The organism is Pseudomonas sp. PSPC2-3, assembly GCF_049898265.1.
Classification (GTDB): domain Bacteria; phylum Pseudomonadota; class Gammaproteobacteria; order Pseudomonadales; family Pseudomonadaceae; genus Aquipseudomonas; species Aquipseudomonas veronii.
The window spans coordinates 244,057-263,448 of the sequence record NZ_JAFCXJ010000013.1 but is presented as its reverse complement, the minus strand read 5'-3'; the positions used below and the strand labels follow the sequence as shown (position 1 = coordinate 263,448).

Sequence of the window (19,392 nt, the reverse complement as noted above, 5' to 3'; positions counted from 1 at the left end):
GATATTCCCTAAGCAAACCGGGACCTAGTATATCGACGAGAGACCAATGTGGGAGGGGGCAAGCCCCCTCCCACATTTTGGTTTTGGGGTGTTCAGTCGAGCGCTTTCCAGATCTCGGTGGCGTATTCGCGGATCGTCCGGTCCGAAGAGAACCAGCCCATCCGCGCGGTATTGAGCACCGCCGAACGCCACCATTCCTTGGAATCATGCCAATGCGCGTCGACCCGGGTCTGCGCCTCCCAGTAGGCATCGAAGTCGGCACACACCAGGAAGCGGTCGTACTCGATCAGCCCATCGATCAAGCCCACATAACGGCCCGGATCGTCCGGCGAGAACACCCCGCCGCGAATCGCTTGCAACACATCGCTCAAACGATGGGACGCGGCGATGTCCGGCCCGGCGTGGAATTCACCGGCGTGCTTGCGGGCCTCCACCTGCTGGGCGCTGAGGCCGAAGATAAACATGTGCTCGCCGCCCACGCGCTCGTGCATCTCGACGTTGGCGCCGTCCATGGTGCCGATGGACAGCGCGCCGTTAAGGCCGAATTTCATGTTGCTGGTGCCCGATGCTTCAAAGCCGGCGGTGGAAATCTGCTCCGACAAGTCCGCCGCCGGGATGATGCTTTCCGCCAGGCTGACGTTGTAGTTGGGCAGGAACACCACCTTGAGCAAGCCGCGCACGGTGGGGTCGTTATTGACGGTACGGGCGATGTCGTTGGTCAGCTTGATGATCAGCTTGGCCTGGTGATAGCTCGCCGCCGCCTTGCCGGCGAAGATCTTCACTCGCGGCACCCAGTCGGTCTCGGGCTCGGCACGGATCGCCTGGTACAGCGCCACGGTGTGCAGCAGGTTGAGTAACTGGCGCTTGTACTCGTGGATGCGCTTGACCTGCACGTCGAACATCGCCGCCGGGTTGACCGCAATACCCAGACGCTCATGGATGATCTCGGCCAGCGCGCGCTTGCTGTGCAGGCGTTGTTCGGCAAAGGCCTTGCGGAAGGCCTGCTTCTCGGCAAACGGTTCGAGTTCGATCAGGCGCTGTTCGGGCTTGTCGAGGATGTCCGCGCCCAGCGCGTCGACGAGCATGCCGGTGAGTTGGGGGTTGGCCTGGTACAGCCAGCGGCGGAAGGTGATGCCGTTGGTTTTGTTGTTGATGCGCTCCGGGTACAGCTTGTGCAGTTCGGAGAACACCGTGCTGCGCATCAGTTGGGTGTGCAGGCCGGATACGCCGTTGACGCTATGGGAGCCGAGGAACGCCAGGTTACCCATCCGCACGCGGCGGCCGTTGTCTTCTTCGATCAGCGACACGGCGCGCAGCACGTCAAAATCGTGGATGCCCTTGGCGCGCAGCGAGTCGATGTGCTGCGCGTTGATCAGGTAGATGATCTGCATGTGCCGAGGCAGCATGCGCTCCATCAGGCCGACCGGCCAGGTTTCCAGGGCTTCGGGCAGCAGTGTGTGGTTGGTGTACGACAGGGTTTCGACGGTGACGTCCCACGCCGCTTCCCAGGGAATATCGTGCAGGTCCACCAGTTGCCGCATCAACTCGGCGACCGCGATGGACGGGTGCGTGTCGTTGAGCTGAATGGCGGCATGTTCGCCCAGGCTCAGCACCGAGCCGTGCATGTTCTTGTGGCGGCGCAGCAGGTCTTGCAGCGAGGCCGAGACGAAGAAGTATTCCTGGCGCAGGCGCAGTTCCTGCCCCGCTTCGGTGCTGTCGGCCGGGTAAAGCACTCGGGAGATGCTTTCGGCGCGGGCCACTTCGGCGACGGCGCCCAAATGGTCGCCGGCGTTGAAGCGCTCCAGGTGCAGGTCTTCCACGGCACGCGCACGCCACAGCCGCAGGGTGTTGACACTGGCGCCGCGCCAGCCGACCACCGGGGTGTCGTAGGCCACGGCCCGCACGGTTTCGCTGGGCGACCACACCTGAATCAGCTTGCCGCCGGCATCGGCGAGGGTTTCGACGCTGCCGCCGAAGCCGATCGAGTAGATCACTTCAGCCCGTTCGAACTCCCACGGGTTGCCGAAATCCAGCCAGCGCTCGGTCTGCTCCTGCTGCCAGCCATCGACAATCGCCTGGCGGAACAGCCCGTGCTCATAGCGGATGCCATAACCATGGCCGGCAATGCCCAGGGTCGACATGCTTTCCATAAAGCACGCCGCCAGGCGTCCCAGACCGCCGTTGCCGAGCGCTGCGTCGGGCTCCAGCAGGCGGATGCGTTCCAGGTCGACACCCAACTCGGTGAGCGCTTCGCGAGCGATCTCCAGCAGGCCGAGGTTGCTCAGGCTGTCGAAGAGCAGGCGGCCGATGAGGAATTCCAGCGAGAGGTAATACACCCGCTTCTGGCCTTTGCGGTAGATTTGCCGCGTATGGTTCATCCAGTGATCGACCATCTGGTCGCGGGCGGCCAGGGCAATGGCTTCGAACCAGTCATGGTCGAAGGCGTGATCCGGGTCTTTGCCCACCGCGTAGGTGAGTTTGGTCAAGACAGCATCGCGAAATGCGGCTACCTCTGCTTCTCGTGCAAGCGGTTCCTGAGACATCGGTGTGACCTCGGGCGAGATTGAAGGAGTTGCTAGAGCCTAGTCGGTCTGACCGGCGGTCGACGCGCTGGTTCGGCAGTTTTTTAACTCATTCACCTTTGCATGAATTTAATGCAGGGGTCGTGCCCGATCACTGTTCGAGCCGCCTTCGAGCTGAAAACCCGAAAATATTGTTCAAAAAACCATCAATCCCGGTATGATCGCGCGCCCGGATACCGCCCCACCTTGGAACCCTGATGAAGCCTCAACTGATCGCCGCCGCGGAACTCGACCGTCTCGAGACCTGGCAGAAATATTCCGCCCACATGTGCGGAGGCTGCGTGTCCAGCTGCTGCACGCTGCCGGTCGAAGTGAAGATCAAAGACTTGATCCGCATTGGCATCGTCGATGAATTCGAGCGCGGCGACCCGCCGAAGAACATCGCCAAGCGTTTGCAGAAGGAAGGCATCGTCGAGCGCTACAACAGCAAATCCGAGATCTTCACCCTGCAGCGCATGAGCAACAACGACTGCCTGTACCTGGATCGTAAGACGCGCTTCTGCACTATTTATGACAAGCGCCCGGATACCTGCCGCAACCACCCGAAAATCGGCCCGCGGCCGGGGTATTGCGCGTACAAGCCCAAGGAAGTGGTGCGCGAGACCAATTTCAAGACGCTCGATAAGTTCTGATCCATGTTTTGCAGGGCTCTCAAGGGCCCTATCGGGGGCAAGCCCCCTCCCACAGTTTTGATTTGTGAACGCCTTCAAAATGTGGGAGGGGGCTTGCCCCCGATAGGGCCGGCACCTTCAGCACAAAACCTGCAGACATAAAAAAACGCCCCCGGCCTTTCGACCGGGGGCGTTTTTCATTCAGCCTGAGTTAACTCAGTTCTTGGCTTTCTTGGCAGCGCGGGTACGCTCGCCTTCGTCCAGGATCTTCTTACGCAGGCGGATCGACTTAGGCGTGACTTCGCACAGCTCGTCGTCCTGGATGAATTCCAGGGCCTGTTCCAGGGTGAAGCGAACAGGTGGAACCAGAGCGATGGTTTCGTCTTTACCCGAAGCACGCATGTTGTCGAGCTTCTTGCCTTTGGTTGGGTTGACGCCCATGTCGTTGTCACGGCTGTTCAGACCAACGATCTGACCGTTGTAGATCTCTTGACCGTGTTCAACGAACAGCTTGCCACGCGCCTGGAGGGTTTCCAGGGAGTAGGTCAGCGCCTTGCCGGTTTCAACCGAAACCAGAACACCGTTCTGACGGCCGGACATGTCGCCGGACTTCATGGTGTCGTAGCGATCGAAGATCGAGGTCAGGATGCCAGCACCGTTGGTCAGGGTCAGGAACTGGTTACGGAAACCGATCAGACCACGCGCAGGGATGTTGTATTCCAGACGCACACGGCCTTTGCCATCCGGCACCATGTTGGTCAGGTCGCCCTTACGCAGGCCCATCTCTTCCATGACCTTGCCCTGGGATTCTTCAGGGGTGTCGATGGTGACGTTTTCGAACGGTTCCTGCTTCACGCCGTCAACAGTACGGATGATCACTTCAGGACGACCAACGCCCATTTCGAAGCCTTCGCGACGCATGGTTTCGATCAGTACCGAGAGGTGCAGCTCACCACGGCCGGAAACCTTGAACTTGTCAGCCGAGTCGCCTTCTTCAACGCGCAGTGCCACGTTGTAGAGCAGCTCTTTGTCCAGACGTTCCTTGATGTTACGGGAGGTCACGAACTTGCCTTCTTTACCGCAGAAAGGCGAGTCGTTTACCTGGAAGGTCATGGAAACGGTTGGCTCGTCGACGGTCAGAGGCTTCATCGCCTCGACAGTGTCCGGCTGGCACAGGGTGTCGGAGATGAACAGCGAGTCCATACCGCTGACGCACACGATGTCGCCAGCGAACGCTTCTTCAACGTCGATGCGGTGCAGGCCGTGGTGACCCATCAGCTTCAGGATACGACCGTTGCGCTTCTTGCCGTCGGCGCCGATAGCGACAACCGGAGTGTTCGGCTTGACGCTACCACGAGCGATACGGCCAACGCCGATAACACCCAGGAAGCTGTTGTAGTCCAGTGCCGAGATTTGCATCTGGAACGGACCGTCACGGTCAACCTTCGGTGGTGGAACGTGGTCAACGATGGCCTGGTACAGCGGGGTCATGTCTTCCGCCATGGCGGTGTGATCCAGACCGGCAATACCGTTCAGGGCCGAAGCGTAGATAACCTGGAAGTCCAGTTGTTCTTCGGTAGCACCCAGGTTGTCGAACAGATCGAAGATCTGGTCCAGAACCCAATCCGGACGCGCGCCTGGACGGTCAACCTTGTTGATGCACACGATCGGACGCAGGCCGGCTTCGAACGCCTTCTTGGTCACGAAACGGGTTTGCGGCATAGGGCCGTCTTGAGCGTCAACCAGCAGCAGAACGGAGTCGACCATCGACATTACGCGTTCTACTTCGCCGCCGAAGTCGGCGTGGCCCGGGGTATCCACGATGTTGATGTGGTAGCCGTTCCAGTTGATAGCGGTGTTTTTAGCCAGGATGGTAATACCGCGCTCTTTTTCCTGGTCGTTGGAGTCCATCACGCGCTCGTCGTTGAGCTCGTTGCGCTCCAGGGTGCCGGATTGACGCAAGAGTTTGTCTACCAGGGTGGTTTTACCATGGTCAACGTGAGCAATGATGGCGATGTTACGTAGATTTTCGATCACTTGTGTATCTCGATCAGAGGATTCGGTGTGCTGACAGGTCGTGGCAGCGATTAACAGTAGAGTCAGGCCTTGCCGTTACAGCTTGACGGCAGAGTCGGGGGGCCGGTGACGCAGGCCACAGGCAAACAGCCCCGGGCTCTTAGCTCGGTCGATAAACGCGCACATTGGCATGCCCCTCACTGAGCAAATGGTGGGCATGCAGGCGACTCATCACGCCTTTGTCGCAATACAGCAGGTACTGACGGCTGTTATCCAGTTCCTTGAAACGCGCGTTCAATGCATAGAACGGCAGCGTTTGTACGTCGATGCCAGCGATTTCCAGCGGCTCGTCTTCAGCGGCATCCGGGTGACGGATGTCGATGATGATCTGACCGGCCAGGGCTTCGCTGACTTCTTCGATCTGCACATCCTGGCCCAACTCGTCGATGACACGATCGATCGGGACCAGTTTGGCGTTCTCGAGCGCACGCTCCAGAACCGCCATATCAAACTGTTGTTCTTCATACTCCACGCGGTTGCGCTTGGCGTGGGTCTTGGGGTTCACCGAAATGACCCCGCAATATTCAGGCATGTGCTTGGCAAAGTCAGCGGTGCCGATCTGTTCTGCCAGGTCGATGATGTCCTGCTTATGGCTGGCGATCAGTGGGCGCAGCACCAGCTTCTCGGTCACGCAATCGATGAGCGACAGGTTCGGCAGCGTCTGGCTGGATACCTGGGAAATCGCTTCGCCGGTCACCAGCGCGTCGATCTGCAGCTGATCGGCAATTCGGGACGCTGCGCGCAACATCATACGCTTCAATACTACGCCCATATGACTGTTATCGACTTTGCCGAGAATTTCGCCCAGTACTTCCTCGAACGGCACGCTGACAAACAGCACGCGTTGGGAGCTGCCGTACTTCTTCCAGATATAGTGCGCGACTTCCATCACGCCCAATTCGTGGGCACGCCCGCCCAGGTTGAAGAAGCAGAAGTGGCTCATCAGGCCGCGGCGCATGATCTGGTAGGCCGCCACCGTGGAATCGAAACCGCCGGACATCAAGACCAGGGTCTGTTCCAGGGCGCCGAGCGGGTAGCCACCAATGCTATTGTGCTGGCTGTGGATCACAAACAACCGTTGGTCGCGAATTTCCATCCGCACTTCAATTTGCGGCGCCTTGAGGGAAATTCCGGCAGCGCCGCACTCGCGACGCAGCTTGCTGCCGACGTATTTTTCCACATCCATGGAGCTGAACGGGTGCTTGCCGGCACGCTTGCAGCGCACCGAAAAAATCTTGCCTTCAAGCTCGCTGCCGAAGTGCTGTTTGCACTTTTCGGTGATGTCGTCGAAGTCGCCCAGCGGGTACTCGTCGACCTGCAGGAAATGCGCGATGCCCGGCATGCAGCTCAGGCGCTCGGTCATATCCTTCAAGGCCTTGGCGTCGGTGACACGGGTTTCCAGCTCGAGATTGTCCCACACACCGTTCACCACCACAGCCGGGTCCAGATCGCGGAGCACGGCACGGATGTTCTTGGCCAACTGACGGATGAAACGCATCCGTACCGGTCGGCTTTTGATGGTGATCTCGGGGAAGACTTTAACGATTAATTTCATGGAAACAGCGCGCGCAGGGCCTGCCGAAAAAGGGGGGCGCGGATTATAGCGGAAATCGCTCAAGGTTTAACCAGTTAATATGCATCAACGGCGCAACGCACCAAAACAGGTCATTTATGCAAATGTGCGCCACATTGCAGTGCGTTATTTATTCCATTTCGGCGGTTTGCACTGTTATAGGGGCCATTTTGACGCAAAAAGGCCATGTTGGCGCACTGGCATGCAATTTGCTCTCTTGTGAGGCAGGTTGCCATGGCGGACTATCCGCGCCGGCATCACCCACATTCTAAGGGCTAACTCCACTACCCAGCCCGAAGCCACCCCGGAGGACACCATGTCGAAGTCGGTTCAACTCATCAAAGATCATGACGTTAAGTGGATTGATCTGCGCTTCACGGACACAAAAGGCACTCAGCACCACGTGACCATGCCGGCTCGCGACGCGCTGGATGACGCGTTCTTCGAAGAAGGCAAAATGTTCGACGGTTCCTCCATTGCCGGTTGGAAAGGCATCGAAGCTTCCGACATGATCCTGATGCCGGACGACAGCACTGCCGTGCTGGACCCGTTCACCGAAGACCCAACCCTGATCATCGTCTGCGACGTGATCGAGCCTTCGACCATGCAAGGCTACGACCGCGACCCACGTGCGATCGCCAAGCGTGCCGAGGAATACCTGAAGTCGACCGGTATCGGCGACACCGTATTCGTAGGCCCAGAGCCAGAATTCTTCATCTTTGATTCGGTCAAGTTCAAGTCCGACATCTCCGGTTCCATGTTCAAGATTTTCTCCGAACAAGGTTCGTGGATGTCCGACCAGGACGTAGAAGGCGGCAACAAAGGCCACCGTCCAGGTATCAAAGGTGGCTACTTCCCAGTTCCGCCATTCGACCACGACCACGAAATCCGTACCTCCATGTGCAACGCCATGGAAGAAATGGGCCTGGTCATCGAAGTACACCACCACGAAGTGGCGACTGCCGGCCAGAACGAAATCGGTGTGAAGTTCAACACCCTGGTTGCCAAGGCTGACGAAGTCCAGACCCTGAAGTACTGCGTACACAACGTGGCTGATGCCTACGGCCGTACCGCAACCTTCATGCCTAAGCCTCTGTACGGCGATAACGGTTCGGGTATGCACGTTCACCTGTCCATCGCTAAAGATGGCAAGAACACCTTCGCTGGCGAAGGTTATGCCGGCCTGTCCGACACCGCCCTGTACTTCATCGGCGGTATCATCAAGCACGGTAAGGCCCTGAACGGCTTCACCAACCCGTCGACCAACTCCTACAAGCGTCTGGTCCCAGGTTTCGAAGCACCGGTAATGCTGGCCTACTCGGCTCGTAACCGCTCCGCATCGATCCGTATTCCTTACGTGTCCAGCCCGCGCGCTCGCCGTATCGAAGCCCGCTTCCCGGACCCGGCAGCCAACCCGTACCTGGGCTTCGCTGCACTGCTGATGGCTGGCCTGGACGGCATCCAGAACAAGATCCACCCAGGCGACGCCGCCGACAAAAACTTGTACGACCTGCCGCCTGAAGAGGCCAAAGAGATCCCACAAGTGTGCGGCAGCCTGAAAGAAGCCCTGGAAGAGCTGGACAAGGGCCGTGCGTTCCTGACCAAAGGCGGCGTATTCAGCGACGACTTCATCGATGCCTACATCGAGCTGAAAAGCGAAGAAGAAATCAAAGTCCGCACCTTCGTACACCCACTGGAATACGAGCTGTACTACAGCTGCTGATCCGGTAGCGTCGCTTAACGTGGCGTGATCGAAAAAGACCTCCTTCGGGAGGTCTTTTTTTGCCCGGGGATTACACAGCTCCGCACCTGCAAACCCAATCAAAAAGGTGGGAGGGAGCTTGCCCCCTCCCACAAGGAGATCAGCATTGAAACGTCGACTTGTGTTCGCTCTGTTATTCGTCAGTGCCAGTGCGAGCGCTGCGCCGCCCAGCCTCGAACCTTTACTCAACAGCATCGCCGAGCGCCTGGCGATCGCCGACCAGGTCGCCCTGAGCAAGTGGGACAGCCACAAGCCCGTAGAAGACAAGAAGCGCGAGCAAGAGGTGATCGCCAGCGTCGTCGCCCAGGCCCCGAGCTACAAGCTGGACCCTGCCGCCGCCGGGCAGTTCTTCTCGGCACAGATCGAAGCGAACAAACTGGTGCAGTACGCCCATCTTTCCGACTGGCAGTTCCAGGGCAAGGCCCCCGACGATCCGCGCCCGGACCTGGTCAAGCAGATTCGCCCGCAACTGGACCAACTGCAAAAACGCCTGCTGCAGCAATTGGCCGACTTCAGCCCGCAGCGCACCGACCCACAGTGCCCGCAATGGCTGGCCGAAGCCGTGCATGAGCCGCTCAATGAGCCGATGCAGCAGTTGGCGATGATCCGCGCGACCGCCGAGCTGTGTATCTACAAAAACTAAAACGGTAAACCCGATCCAAAAATGTGGGAGGAGGCAATCCCCCTCCCACATTTGATTTGTGTGAATTCGCGCTTCCTGAACAATCGTCACAAAATCGCACTATATTGGTGCGACAGCTTGCACCCTTCCCACCGACCCAGCCCATTTTGGTTCGAAACTTCCCGATGAAGCTGGCAGAACGCCACAGTTTCGAGCCTTAAACCCTTATTTCAGGGCTTAAACGCTTCTTTTCGGAGCCTTGGTTTGGTTTTTGCATTTTCCTTGTATCAGCGTGTGCCTCAAGCCCGCGCCTTGCTCCAAAAGAGGTCCTGATGACCATCAGCGATGCACTGCACCGTTTGTTACTCGACAACCTGACCACCGCGACCATCCTGCTCAATGACGACCTGCGCCTTGAGTACATGAACCCGGCGGCGGAGATGCTCCTGGCCATCAGCGGGCAGCGCAGCCATGGGCAGTTCATCAGCGAGTTGTTCACCGAGTCGGCCGAAGCCTTGAGCTCGTTGCGCCAGGCAGTGGAGCAGGCACATCCGTTCACCAAGCGCGAAGCGATGCTCACCGCCCTGACCGGCCAGACCCTGACCGTCGACTACGCCGTGACCCCGATCCTGAGCAACGGCAGCACCCTGCTGCTGCTCGAAGTCCACCCGCGTGACCGCCTGCTGCGCATCACCAAGGAAGAAGCGCAGTTGTCCAAGCAGGAAACCAGCAAGATGCTGGTGCGCGGCCTGGCCCACGAGATCAAGAACCCGTTGGGCGGGATTCGCGGCGCGGCGCAGTTGCTGGCTCGTGAGCTGCCGGACGAGCACCTCAAGGACTACACCAACGTCATCATCGAAGAGGCCGACCGCCTGCGTAATCTGGTGGACCGCATGCTCGGCTCCAACAAGCTGCCGTCGCTGGCGATGACCAACGTGCATGAGGTGCTGGAGCGTGTCTGCCAGTTGGTCGAGGCCGAAAGCCAAGGCTGCATTACCTTGGTGCGCGACTATGACCCAAGCATTCCCGACGTGTTGATCGACCGCGAGCAGATGATCCAGGCGGTGCTCAACATCGTGCGCAACGCCATGCAGGCCATCAGCAGCCAGAACGAGCTGCGCCTGGGCCGCATCAGCCTGCGCACCCGCGCCTTGCGCCAGTTCACCATCGGCCACGTGCGCCATCGTCTGGTGACCAAAGTCGAAATCACCGACAACGGCCCGGGCATTCCAGCAGAACTGCAGGAAACCATTTTCTTCCCCATGGTCAGCGGCCGCCCGGACGGTACCGGGCTGGGCCTGGCCATTACCCAGAACATCATCAGCCAGCACCAGGGTCTGATCGAATGTGAGAGCCATCCTGGCCACACCACGTTCTCGATCTTTCTGCCTCTGGAACAAGGAGCCCCATCGACATGAGCCGTAGTGAAACTGTCTGGATCGTCGATGACGACCGTTCTATCCGCTGGGTCCTCGAGAAAGCCCTGCAACAGGAAGGCATGACCACCCAGAGCTTCGACAGCGCTGACGGGGTGATGAGCCGCCTGGCGCGCCAGCAGCCCGACGTGATCATCTCCGACATCCGCATGCCCGGTGCCAGCGGCCTGGACCTGCTGGCGCGGATTCGCGAGCAGCACCCGCGCCTGCCGGTGATCATCATGACCGCGCACTCGGACCTGGACAGCGCTGTCGCGTCCTACCAGGGTGGTGCCTTTGAGTACCTGCCCAAGCCGTTCGACGTGGACGAAGCGGTGGCGCTGGTCAAGCGCGCCAACCAGCACGCCCAGGAACAGCAGAACCAGGAAGCCCCGCCTGCCCTGACCCGCACCCCGGAAATCATCGGTGAAGCGCCGGCGATGCAGGAAGTGTTTCGCGCCATCGGGCGCTTGAGCCACTCCAACATCACCGTGCTGATCAACGGCGAGTCGGGCACCGGTAAAGAACTGGTGGCCCACGCCCTGCACCGCCACAGCCCGCGCGCGGCGTCGCCGTTCATCGCGCTGAACATGGCGGCGATTCCGAAGGACTTGATGGAGTCCGAGCTGTTCGGCCACGAGAAAGGCGCCTTCACCGGCGCGGCCAACCTGCGGCGCGGGCGGTTTGAACAGGCGGACGGCGGCACGCTGTTCCTCGATGAAATCGGCGACATGCCGGCCGATACCCAGACCCGCTTGCTGCGCGTGCTGGCGGACGGCGAGTTCTACCGTGTGGGCGGGCATACGCCGGTCAAGGTTGACGTGCGTATCATCGCCGCGACTCACCAGAACCTGGAAACCCTGGTGCATGCGGGCAAGTTCCGTGAGGACTTGTTCCACCGCCTCAACGTGATCCGCATCCACATCCCGCGCATGTCGGACCGTCGCGAAGACATCCCGACCCTCGCGCGCCACTTCCTCAGCCGCGCCGCCCAGGAGCTGGCCGTCGAGCCGAAGCTGCTGAAAAGCGAGACCGAGGAATACCTGAAGAACCTGCCGTGGCCCGGCAACGTGCGCCAACTGGAGAACACCTGCCGCTGGATCACGGTCATGGCGTCCGGGCGCGAAGTGCATATCAGCGACCTGCCGCCGGAGCTGCTCAGCCTGCCGCAGGATTCGGCCCCCGTGACCAACTGGGAACAGGCGCTGCGTCAATGGGCCGACCAGGCCCTGGCACGCGGCCAGTCGAACCTGCTGGACAGCGCCGTGCCGGCCTTCGAACGGATCATGATCGAAACCGCCCTCAAGCACACCGCCGGCCGCCGTCGCGATGCCGCCGTGCTGCTGGGTTGGGGCCGCAATACCCTGACGCGCAAGATCAAGGAACTGGGGATGAAGGTCGATGGCGCGGATGATGACGACGGTGACGAGGGCTGAATCTCAGCCCCACTGAAGATCGAATGTGGGAGGGGGCTTGCCCCCGATAGCGGCATGTCAGTCGGCATCTACATGACTGATCCACCGCAATCGGGGGCAAGCCCCCTCCCACATTTGGATCTGCATAAGGTTTGGCGACCATGCACCGCTTCAATGCACCATGAACCGGCATCGGGCACGGCGCCAACACCTCAAACCTTCGCACCGCCGCCTGAAATCAGACAACCGAAAACGCCAAAGCCCCGTATTCCGGGGCTTTTCGCTGTCTGGAGCGTTTTTTTCGAGCAACTTGGCCAGTGTGGCACGCGCCCTGCAATAACCCTGATACAACCCAGTTTCGGGGACCTTGGTACAGGCAGGCCGAGAATCCCCTCTTTACACCCGGGGTGCTTGATGCGAACCGCGTCGCGCTCCACACCGCTTTCGGGAACCTCGGTACAGGCAGGCCGGGGATTCCCTCTTTAACACGAAGCCGGATGGCTTCATCCCGTTTTGGGAGCCCTGGTACAGGCAGGCCGGGAACTCCCTCTTTTATTGCTCTTGGAGATGGATCTCCAGCCGCCAGCGGCCTTCAGCTTCCTCTCCCGACCATTCCCCACGCAACGGCCGCGCCGCCACCAGGTTGAGCAACAGGCCGCCATCGGTCTTGCGCACGCGCCAGTTCACATCCTTGTCATTGACCTTGAGCTGCCCGCTGGCGGCCTTGCCCTGCGCGTCGAACAACAGCGCCACGGTGCCGTCGATATGCTCGCCATGCAGCTTGGGTTCGCTGTTGAACCACACCACCACACCGTTGGCCGCCGGCGTCACCTGCAGCAATTCGACCGGGTCCGGGGCGGTCAGGCGCCCGATCATCAGGCCCACCATCAGGCCGACAATCGCCAAAGAGCCCAAAACCCTTGGCAATAGCTTCGGCCTGGGGTCTTCTTCGAGGGTAGAATGCAGCGCATCTTTGCCTTCGGAGCCGTGCATGTTTCACGTCATCCTTTTTCAACCAGAAATTCCGCCGAATACCGGCAACGTTATCAGGCTGTGCGCCAACAGTGGCTGCCACCTGCATTTGATCGAGCCGCTGGGCTTCGACATGGACGACAAGCGCCTGCGCCGCGCCGGGCTGGACTACCACGAGTATGCCACCCTGCAACGCCACGCTGACCTCGCCAGCTGCCTGGAAAGCCTCGGCCACCCTCGGTTGTTCGCGTTCACCACCAAGGGCTCGCGGCCGTTCCATGACGCCAGCTTCGCCGACGGCGACGCCTTCCTGTTCGGCCCGGAAAGCCGTGGCCTGCCGGCCGAGGTGCTCGACGCCCTGCCCGACGGCCATCGCCTGCGTTTGCCGATGCGCGAAGGTTGCCGCAGCCTGAACTTATCGAACACCGTCGCCGTCGCCGTCTACGAAGGCTGGCGCCAACTCGGCTTCAAATAACACACATAACAAATGTGGGAGGGGGCTTGCCCCCGATAGCAGTGAGTCAGCCAACACCTATTCAGCTGACACACCGCAATCGGGGGCAAGCCCCCTCCCACATTTTTAGCGCATCGACTTATTGAACCGTCGACGAACCTTCCTGTTGCATGCGCTGCAGCTCTTGCGCGTACAGGGCATCGAAGTTCACCGGAGCCAGCATCAGCGCCGGGAACGAGCCACGGGTGACCAGGCTGTCCAGGGTCTCGCGGGCATACGGGAACAGGATGTTCGGGCAGAACGCGCCCAGGGTGTGGCTCATGGACGCTTCGTCCAGGCCCTGGATCAGGAAGATACCGGCCTGTTGCACTTCAGCGATGAAGGCCACTTCTTCGCCGTTCTTGACGGTGACCGAGAGGGTCAGCACGACTTCGTGGAAGTCACCTTCCAGGGCTTTTTGACGGGTGTTCAGGTCCAGCCCGACGCTTGGGGTCCACTCCTGACGGAAGATGGCCGGGCTTTTCGGCGCTTCGAACGACAGGTCACGCACATAGATGCGCTGCAGCGAAAACTGTGGGCCTTGGGCTTCTGCTGCTTCGGTGTTCTGTTGGTCAGTCATCGCAGATCCTTCTTGATCTTGGGTCTTTTAGGGTTTAGGAGTCAGACGTGAAGCAGCGCGTCCAGCTTGCCGGCGCGCTCAAGGGCAAACAGGTCATCGCATCCACCGACGTGCTTGGCGCCGATCCAGATCTGCGGCACGGACGTGCGTCCCGCCTTCTGGGCCATTTCGGCGCGCACCTGGGGTTTGCCGTCGACCTTGATCTCTTCGAAGGCAACACCCTTTTTCTCCAGCAAGGCCTTGGCCCGCATGCAGTAAGGGCACCAATCGCTGGAATACACGACAACCTGGCTCATATCACTTCACCAGCGGCAGGTTGTCGGCGCGCCAGCTGCTGATACCACCAGACAGTTTGGCGGCGGTAAAGCCGGTCTTGAGCATTTCGCGGGCATGGGTGCCGGAATGCTGGCCTTGGGCGTCGACCAGGATAATGGTCTTGGCCTTGTGCTTTTCCAGCTCGGCCAGGCGCGCGATCAGCTTGTCCTGGGGAATGTTCAGGGCGCCAACAATATGACCGGCGGCAAAATCCTTGGCCGGACGGATATCCACGACAACGGCCTCATCCTTGTTGACCAGCGCGGTCAGCTCCGACGTGCTCAGGCTGCGGCCACCGCGGCTCATTTCATGAGCGATCAGCAGCGCCAGCAGGATGACGAAGGCACCCGCGAGCAGGTAGTGGGCAGTGGCAAATGCAATCAGGTGATCAACCATCAAGGAGGTTCCAGGGCGTTAAAATGGCGGTAAGTATACACAGCCGTCAGGGGGGGCCAACCCCCGTAAAGCGGTGACGTGGTCGGAACTTCGCTTTAAACTGCCACTCCCTTTTCAATCCCCTTCATCAATTACCGCCGCGAGAGGATCTATGACTACGACGCCTAAACCTTTGGTCCTGATAATTCTCGATGGCTTCGGACACAGTGAAAGCCACCACGACAACGCCGTGTACTCGGCCAACAAGCCGGTGCTGGACCGTCTGACCGCCACTTTGCCCAACGGGCTGATCTCCGGTTCGGGCATGGATGTGGGCCTGCCGGACGGCCAAATGGGCAACTCGGAAGTCGGCCACATGAACCTCGGCGCCGGACGAGTGGTCTATCAGGACTTCACCCGCGTGACCAAAGCGATCCGCGACGGCGAGTTCTTCGAGAACCCGACCATCTGCGCAGCCGTCGATAAAGCCGTCGCTGCCGGCAAGGCCGTGCACTTCATGGGCCTGCTGTCCGATGGCGGCGTACACAGCCACCAGGACCACCTCGTGGCCATGGCCGAACTGGCCTTCAAGCGCGGCGCCGACAAGATCTACCTGCACGCCTTCCTCGACGGCCGCGACACGCCGCCGAAAAGCGCGCAATCGTCGATCGAACTGCTGGACGCCACCTTCGCCGCCCTCGGCAAGGGCCGCATCGCCAGCCTGGTCGGTCGCTATTTCGCGATGGACCGCGACAACCGCTGGGACCGCGTGTCCCAGGCCTACAACCTGATCGTCGACGGCCAGGCCGAATTCAACGCCGCCACCGCCCAGGAAGGCCTGGAAGCCGCCTACGCGCGCGGCGAGAGCGATGAGTTCGTCAAGGCCACCACCATCGGCGAGCCGGTGAAAGTGGAAGACGGCGACGCCGTGGTGTTCATGAACTTCCGCGCCGACCGTGCCCGCGAGCTGAGCCATGTGTTCGTCGACCCGGGTTTCAAGGACTTCGAACGCGCGCGCCAGCCGAAAATCGAGTTCGTGATGCTCACCCAATACGCCGCCAACATCCCGGCCCCGTCGGCTTTTGCCCCCGGCAGCCTGGAAAACGTGCTGGGCGACTACCTGGCGAAAAACGGCAAGACCCAACTGCGCATCGCCGAAACCGAGAAGTACGCCCACGTGACCTTCTTCTTCTCCGGCGGCCGCGAAGAACCGTTCCCGGGCGAAGAGCGCATCCTGATCCCGTCGCCGAAAGTCGCGACCTACGACCTGCAACCGGAAATGAGCGCACCGCAAGTCACCGACAAGATCGTCGACGCCATCGATAACCAGCGCTATGACGTGATCGTGGTCAACTACGCCAACGGCGACATGGTCGGCCACAGCGGCAACCTGGCCGCCGCGATCAAGGCCGTGGAATGCCTGGACCTGTGCGTAGGCCGCATCGTCGACGCCCTGGAAAAAGTCGGCGGCGAAGCGCTGATCACCGCCGACCATGGCAACTGCGAGCAAATGTCCGACGAATCCACCGGGCAAGCCCACACCGCCCACACCACCGAGCCGGTGCCGTTCATCTACGTCGGCAAGCGCGACCTGAAAGTGCGCAAAGGCGGCGTGCTGGCCGATGTGGCGCCGACCATGCTGATGTTGATGGGGTTGGAGAAGCCCAAAGAGATGACCGGCACCTCGATTCTGGTCTGATCTAAACCACACCGCAGAACCAATGTGGGAGGGGGCTTGCCCCCGATAGCAGTGGATCAGCCAACACCTATTCAGCTGACACACCGCAATCGGGGGCAAGCCCCCTCCCACACTAGGCTCTCTGTGTTGGGTAGATGTCTTTTCGCCATACCACTGCCGCTCGGCACCTATCTTGCCCAGAAGCCCGAATTGGGCGTTTTTTTTGCAGCGCTTGCCGGGCATACTAGGCCGTCCCTTTCCCTGGTGTCGCCCGCCTCTATGCTTCGCGCCTTGATTACCCTCGCTCTCGTCTGCCTGCTCCAACCGGCATTTGCCGATGAGCGCGCGCAAACCCAACAACAGTTGGACGCTACGCGTCAGGACATCACCGAGCTGAAAAAACTGCTCGGCAAGCTCCAGGAAGAGAAATCCGGGGTGCAGAAAGACCTGCGCGGCACGGAAACCGAGATGGGCAAGCTGGAGAAGCAGGTCCAGGAGCTACAAAAAGAATTAAAGAAGAGCGAGTCGGAACTGGAGCGACTCGACGCTGAGAAAAAAAAACTCCAGAGCGCCCGCGTTGAACAGCAACGCCTGATCGCGATCCAGGCCCGCGCCGCCTACCAGAGTGGCCGCCAGGAGTACCTCAAGCTGCTGCTCAACCAGCAGAACCCGGAAAAATTCGCGCGCACCCTGACCTACTACGATTACCTGAGCAAGGCACGCCTTGCCCAATTGAAGGGCTTCAACGAGACCCTGCGCCAACTGGCCAACGTCGAACAGGAAATCGCCGACCAGCAATCGCAACTGCTCGACCAGAAAAGCAGCCTCGACAGCCAGCGCGACCAGCTCGACAAGGTGCGCAAGGAACGCCAGTTGGCCCTGGCCAAGCTCAATGACGACGTAAAGGCCCGCGACGCCAAGCTACAAGCCCGCGAGCAGGACCAGGCCGACCTCGGCAAAGTGTTGAAAACCATCGAAGAAACCCTGGCTCGCCAGGCACGCGAGGCCGAGGAAGCGCGACAGAAAGCGCTGATCGCCCAGCAGGAAGCGGAAAAAAAGCGCCAGCGTGAGGCCGAACTGGCAGCCACGAGCGACGCCCCGGCACCGCGCAAACCGGCGCACGCAGCGCCCGGGCCGCTGGTTTCCAGCGCGGGCGAATCCTTCGGCGGGCCTTTTGCTTCCGCGCGCGGCAAACTTCCGTGGCCGGTTGATGGTCGACTGCTGGCACGCTTTGGGGAAACCCGCGGCGATGACACCCGCGCCAAGTGGGACGGGGTGATGATCAGCGCGGCCGCCGGCAGCCAGGTCCATGCCGTCCACGGCGGTCGCGTGGTGTTTGCCGATTGGCTGCGGGGCGCCGGTTTATTGGTGATTCTCGACCACGGTAATGGCTATTTGAGTCTTTATGGCCACAATCAGACTTTACTCAAGTCGGCAGGTGATGTGGTAAAAGCCGGGGAATCCATCTCCACTGTCGGTAACAGTGGCGGCCAGGACACCCCGGCGCTGTACTTCGCTATTCGTCAGCAGGGCCGCCCGAGCGATCCTGCACAATGGTGCCGCACCCAAGGATAGGGTCGCATCTACATTAGGAGTTCGTTCGACATGCTGCATTTGTCCCGCCTCACTTCGCTGGCCCTGACGATCGCCCTGGTGATCGGCGCGCCTCTGGCTTTCGCCGACCAGGCCGCACCGGCTGCACCCGCCGGCATGGCCGCGACCACCAAGGCGCCGTTGCCGCTGGACGAGTTGCGCACCTTTGCCGAGGTCATGGACCGGATCAAGGCAGCCTATGTCGAACCCGTGGACGACAAGACCCTGCTGGAAAATGCCATCAAGGGCATGCTCAGCAACCTCGACCCGCACTCCGCCTACCTCGGCCCGGAAGATTTCGCCGAGCTGCAGGAAAGCACCAGCGGTGAGTTCGGTGGCCTGGGCATTGAAGTCGGCGCCGAAGACGGCCAGATCAAAGTGGTCTCGCCGATCGACGACACCCCGGCGTCCAAGGCCGGCATCCAGGCTGGCGACCTGATCGTCAAGATCAACGGCCAGCCGACCCGTGGCCAGACCATGACCGAAGCCGTCGACAAGATGCGCGGCAAGATCGGCCAGAAAATCACCCTGACCCTGGTGCGCGACGGCGGCGCGCCGTTCGACGTGACCCTGGCCCGCGCGACCATCACGGTCAAGAGCGTGAAGAGCCAGTTGCTGGAGTCGGGCTACGGCTACATCCGCATCACCCAGTTCCAGGTCAAGACCGGCGACGAAGTGGCCAAGGCCCTGGCCAAGCTGCGCAAAGACAACGGCAAGAAGCTCAACGGCATCGTGCTCGACCTGCGCAACAACCCCGGTGGCGTGCTGCAGTCGGCGGTGGAAGTGGTCGACCACTTCATCACCAAAGGCCTGATCGTCTACACCAAGGGCCGTATCGCCAACTCCGAACTGCGCTTCTCGGCCACCGGCAACGACCTCAGCGAAAACGTGCCGCTGGCCGTGCTGATCAACGGCGGCAGCGCCTCGGCCTCGGAGATCGTCGCCGGCGCCCTGCAAGACCAGAAGCGCGGTGTGCTGATGGGCACCACCAGTTTCGGCAAAGGCTCGGTGCAAACCGTGTTGCCGCTGAACAACGAGCGCGCCCTGAAAATCACCACCGCGCTGTACTACACGCCGAACGGTCGCTCGATCCAGGCCCAGGGCATCGTGCCGGACATCGAAGTGCGCAAGGCCAAGATCACCAACGAGGTCGACAGCGAGTACTACAAGGAAGCCGACCTGCAAGGCCACCTCGGCAATGGCAACGGCGGCGCCGACCAACCGACCGGCAGCAGTGCCAAGGCCAAGCCGATGCCGCAGGACGATGACTACCAACTGGCCCAGGCGTTGAGCCTGCTCAAGGGCTTGAGCATCACGCGCAGCCGTTGAT

Annotated in this window: 16 protein-coding genes; 9 read left to right on the top strand and 7 right to left on the bottom strand. The window is 60.7% G+C overall.

Features of this window, described 5'->3' with window-relative positions:
- Nucleotides 1–92: 92 nt before the first annotated feature.
- On the bottom strand, nucleotides 93–2,543 hold the full coding sequence (locus tag ACP7E3_RS28370; protein ID WP_079442664.1) for a glycogen/starch/alpha-glucan phosphorylase: 2,451 nt from the start codon (nucleotides 2,541–2,543) through the stop codon (nucleotides 93–95).
- A 236-nt stretch (nucleotides 2,544–2,779) separates the two neighbouring features.
- Between ACP7E3_RS28370 and ACP7E3_RS28365 the strand changes: the two genes are divergently transcribed.
- On the top strand, nucleotides 2,780–3,214 hold the full coding sequence (locus ACP7E3_RS28365) for a YkgJ family cysteine cluster protein (protein WP_017849920.1): 435 nt from the start codon (nucleotides 2,780–2,782) through the stop codon (nucleotides 3,212–3,214).
- A gap of 195 nt (nucleotides 3,215–3,409) precedes the next feature.
- Here ACP7E3_RS28365 and typA read toward each other — a convergent pair whose 3' ends face one another.
- Nucleotides 3,410–5,230 (bottom strand): translational GTPase TypA, encoded by a 1,821-nt coding sequence (typA, locus tag ACP7E3_RS28360; protein WP_017849921.1) that lies wholly within the window; start codon nucleotides 5,228–5,230, stop codon nucleotides 3,410–3,412.
- 139 nt (nucleotides 5,231–5,369) lie between these two features.
- A complete protein-coding gene (gene thiI / locus ACP7E3_RS28355; RefSeq protein WP_046384997.1) occupies nucleotides 5,370–6,824 on the bottom strand; it encodes a tRNA uracil 4-sulfurtransferase ThiI in 1,455 nt (484 codons plus the stop codon).
- A 334-nt stretch (nucleotides 6,825–7,158) separates the two neighbouring features.
- Here thiI and glnA point away from each other — a divergent pair, with 334 nt between their 5' ends.
- The 4 genes from glnA to ntrC all read left to right on the top strand — a co-directional run bounded on the left by glnA (nucleotide 7,159) and on the right by ntrC (nucleotide 12,077).
- On the top strand, nucleotides 7,159–8,565 hold the full coding sequence (glnA, locus tag ACP7E3_RS28350) for a glutamate--ammonia ligase (RefSeq protein ID WP_017849923.1): 1,407 nt from the start codon (nucleotides 7,159–7,161) through the stop codon (nucleotides 8,563–8,565).
- Between the two features lie 145 nt (nucleotides 8,566–8,710).
- On the top strand, nucleotides 8,711–9,247 hold the full coding sequence (locus tag ACP7E3_RS28345) for a chorismate mutase (protein ID WP_017849924.1): 537 nt from the start codon (nucleotides 8,711–8,713) through the stop codon (nucleotides 9,245–9,247).
- Between the two features lie 311 nt (nucleotides 9,248–9,558).
- Complete coding sequence (glnL, locus tag ACP7E3_RS28340; protein WP_017849925.1) at nucleotides 9,559–10,644, top strand: nitrogen regulation protein NR(II); 1,086 nt, start codon at nucleotides 9,559–9,561, stop codon at nucleotides 10,642–10,644.
- The gene (gene ntrC / locus ACP7E3_RS28335; protein ID WP_017849926.1) at nucleotides 10,641–12,077 is read left to right on the top strand and encodes a nitrogen regulation protein NR(I); all 1,437 of its coding nucleotides are present in this window, start codon (nucleotides 10,641–10,643) and stop codon (nucleotides 12,075–12,077) included. The genes glnL and ntrC overlap by 4 nt, the downstream gene beginning before the upstream one ends.
- Nucleotides 12,078–12,608: 531 nt before the next feature.
- Here ntrC and ACP7E3_RS28330 read toward each other — a convergent pair.
- Nucleotides 12,609–13,049: a hypothetical protein gene (locus ACP7E3_RS28330; protein WP_079442662.1), complete on the bottom strand. Its 441-nt coding sequence runs from the start codon at nucleotides 13,047–13,049 to the stop codon at nucleotides 12,609–12,611.
- Here ACP7E3_RS28330 and ACP7E3_RS28325 point away from each other — a divergent pair.
- Nucleotides 13,048–13,503 (top strand): tRNA (cytidine(34)-2'-O)-methyltransferase, encoded by a 456-nt coding sequence (locus ACP7E3_RS28325; RefSeq protein ID WP_017849928.1) that lies wholly within the window; start codon nucleotides 13,048–13,050, stop codon nucleotides 13,501–13,503. The two genes, ACP7E3_RS28330 and ACP7E3_RS28325, sit on opposite strands and share 2 nt — an antisense overlap.
- A 118-nt stretch (nucleotides 13,504–13,621) precedes the next feature.
- Here ACP7E3_RS28325 and secB read toward each other — a convergent pair whose 3' ends face one another.
- From secB to ACP7E3_RS28310, 3 genes are read right to left on the bottom strand one after another with little or no spacing between them, the layout of a single operon-like run.
- Complete coding sequence (secB, locus tag ACP7E3_RS28320; protein ID WP_017849929.1) at nucleotides 13,622–14,101, bottom strand: protein-export chaperone SecB; 480 nt, start codon at nucleotides 14,099–14,101, stop codon at nucleotides 13,622–13,624.
- Between the two features lie 41 nt (nucleotides 14,102–14,142).
- Nucleotides 14,143–14,397: a glutaredoxin 3 gene (grxC, locus tag ACP7E3_RS28315; RefSeq protein WP_046384999.1), complete on the bottom strand. Its 255-nt coding sequence runs from the start codon at nucleotides 14,395–14,397 to the stop codon at nucleotides 14,143–14,145.
- 1 nt (nucleotide 14,398) lies between these two features.
- Entirely contained in the window at nucleotides 14,399–14,812 is a 414-nt protein-coding gene (locus tag ACP7E3_RS28310) for a rhodanese-like domain-containing protein (protein WP_017849931.1), read from the bottom strand.
- A gap of 151 nt (nucleotides 14,813–14,963) precedes the next feature.
- On the opposite strand from ACP7E3_RS28310, the gene gpmI reads away from it, so the two are divergent.
- From gpmI to ACP7E3_RS28295, 3 genes are all read left to right on the top strand, one after another.
- The gene (gene gpmI / locus ACP7E3_RS28305) at nucleotides 14,964–16,490 is read left to right on the top strand and encodes a 2,3-bisphosphoglycerate-independent phosphoglycerate mutase (protein WP_079442661.1); all 1,527 of its coding nucleotides are present in this window, start codon (nucleotides 14,964–14,966) and stop codon (nucleotides 16,488–16,490) included.
- Between the two features lie 258 nt (nucleotides 16,491–16,748).
- Nucleotides 16,749–18,044: a murein hydrolase activator EnvC family protein gene (locus ACP7E3_RS28300; RefSeq protein WP_046385001.1), complete on the top strand. Its 1,296-nt coding sequence runs from the start codon at nucleotides 16,749–16,751 to the stop codon at nucleotides 18,042–18,044.
- A 30-nt stretch (nucleotides 18,045–18,074) separates the two neighbouring features.
- Entirely contained in the window at nucleotides 18,075–19,391 is a 1,317-nt protein-coding gene (locus tag ACP7E3_RS28295; protein WP_046385002.1) for a S41 family peptidase, read from the top strand.
- Nucleotide 19,392: the final 1 nt, after the last annotated feature.

Bases quoted from the DNA above. Each gene is read 5' to 3' on its own strand.
- ACP7E3_RS28330 (WP_079442662.1), bottom strand. From the start codon at position 13,049: ATGCACGGCTCCGAAGGCAAAGATGCGCTGCATTCTACCCTCGAAGAA.
- grxC (WP_046384999.1), bottom strand. From the start codon at position 14,397: ATGAGCCAGGTTGTCGTGTATTCCAGCGATTGGTGCCCTTACTGCATG.
- ACP7E3_RS28295 (WP_046385002.1), top strand. From the start codon at position 18,075: ATGCTGCATTTGTCCCGCCTCACTTCGCTGGCCCTGACGATCGCCCTG.
- ACP7E3_RS28300 (WP_046385001.1), top strand. From the start codon at position 16,749: ATGCTTCGCGCCTTGATTACCCTCGCTCTCGTCTGCCTGCTCCAACCG.
- gpmI (WP_079442661.1), top strand. From the start codon at position 14,964: ATGACTACGACGCCTAAACCTTTGGTCCTGATAATTCTCGATGGCTTC.
- ntrC (WP_017849926.1), top strand. From the start codon at position 10,641: ATGAGCCGTAGTGAAACTGTCTGGATCGTCGATGACGACCGTTCTATC.
- thiI (WP_046384997.1), bottom strand. From the start codon at position 6,824: ATGAAATTAATCGTTAAAGTCTTCCCCGAGATCACCATCAAAAGCCGA.
- glnA (WP_017849923.1), top strand. From the start codon at position 7,159: ATGTCGAAGTCGGTTCAACTCATCAAAGATCATGACGTTAAGTGGATT.
- secB (WP_017849929.1), bottom strand. From the start codon at position 14,101: ATGACTGACCAACAGAACACCGAAGCAGCAGAAGCCCAAGGCCCACAG.
- ACP7E3_RS28370 (WP_079442664.1), bottom strand. From the start codon at position 2,543: ATGTCTCAGGAACCGCTTGCACGAGAAGCAGAGGTAGCCGCATTTCGC.
- ACP7E3_RS28365 (WP_017849920.1), top strand. From the start codon at position 2,780: ATGAAGCCTCAACTGATCGCCGCCGCGGAACTCGACCGTCTCGAGACC.
- ACP7E3_RS28310 (WP_017849931.1), bottom strand. From the start codon at position 14,812: ATGGTTGATCACCTGATTGCATTTGCCACTGCCCACTACCTGCTCGCG.
- glnL (WP_017849925.1), top strand. From the start codon at position 9,559: ATGACCATCAGCGATGCACTGCACCGTTTGTTACTCGACAACCTGACC.
- ACP7E3_RS28325 (WP_017849928.1), top strand. From the start codon at position 13,048: ATGTTTCACGTCATCCTTTTTCAACCAGAAATTCCGCCGAATACCGGC.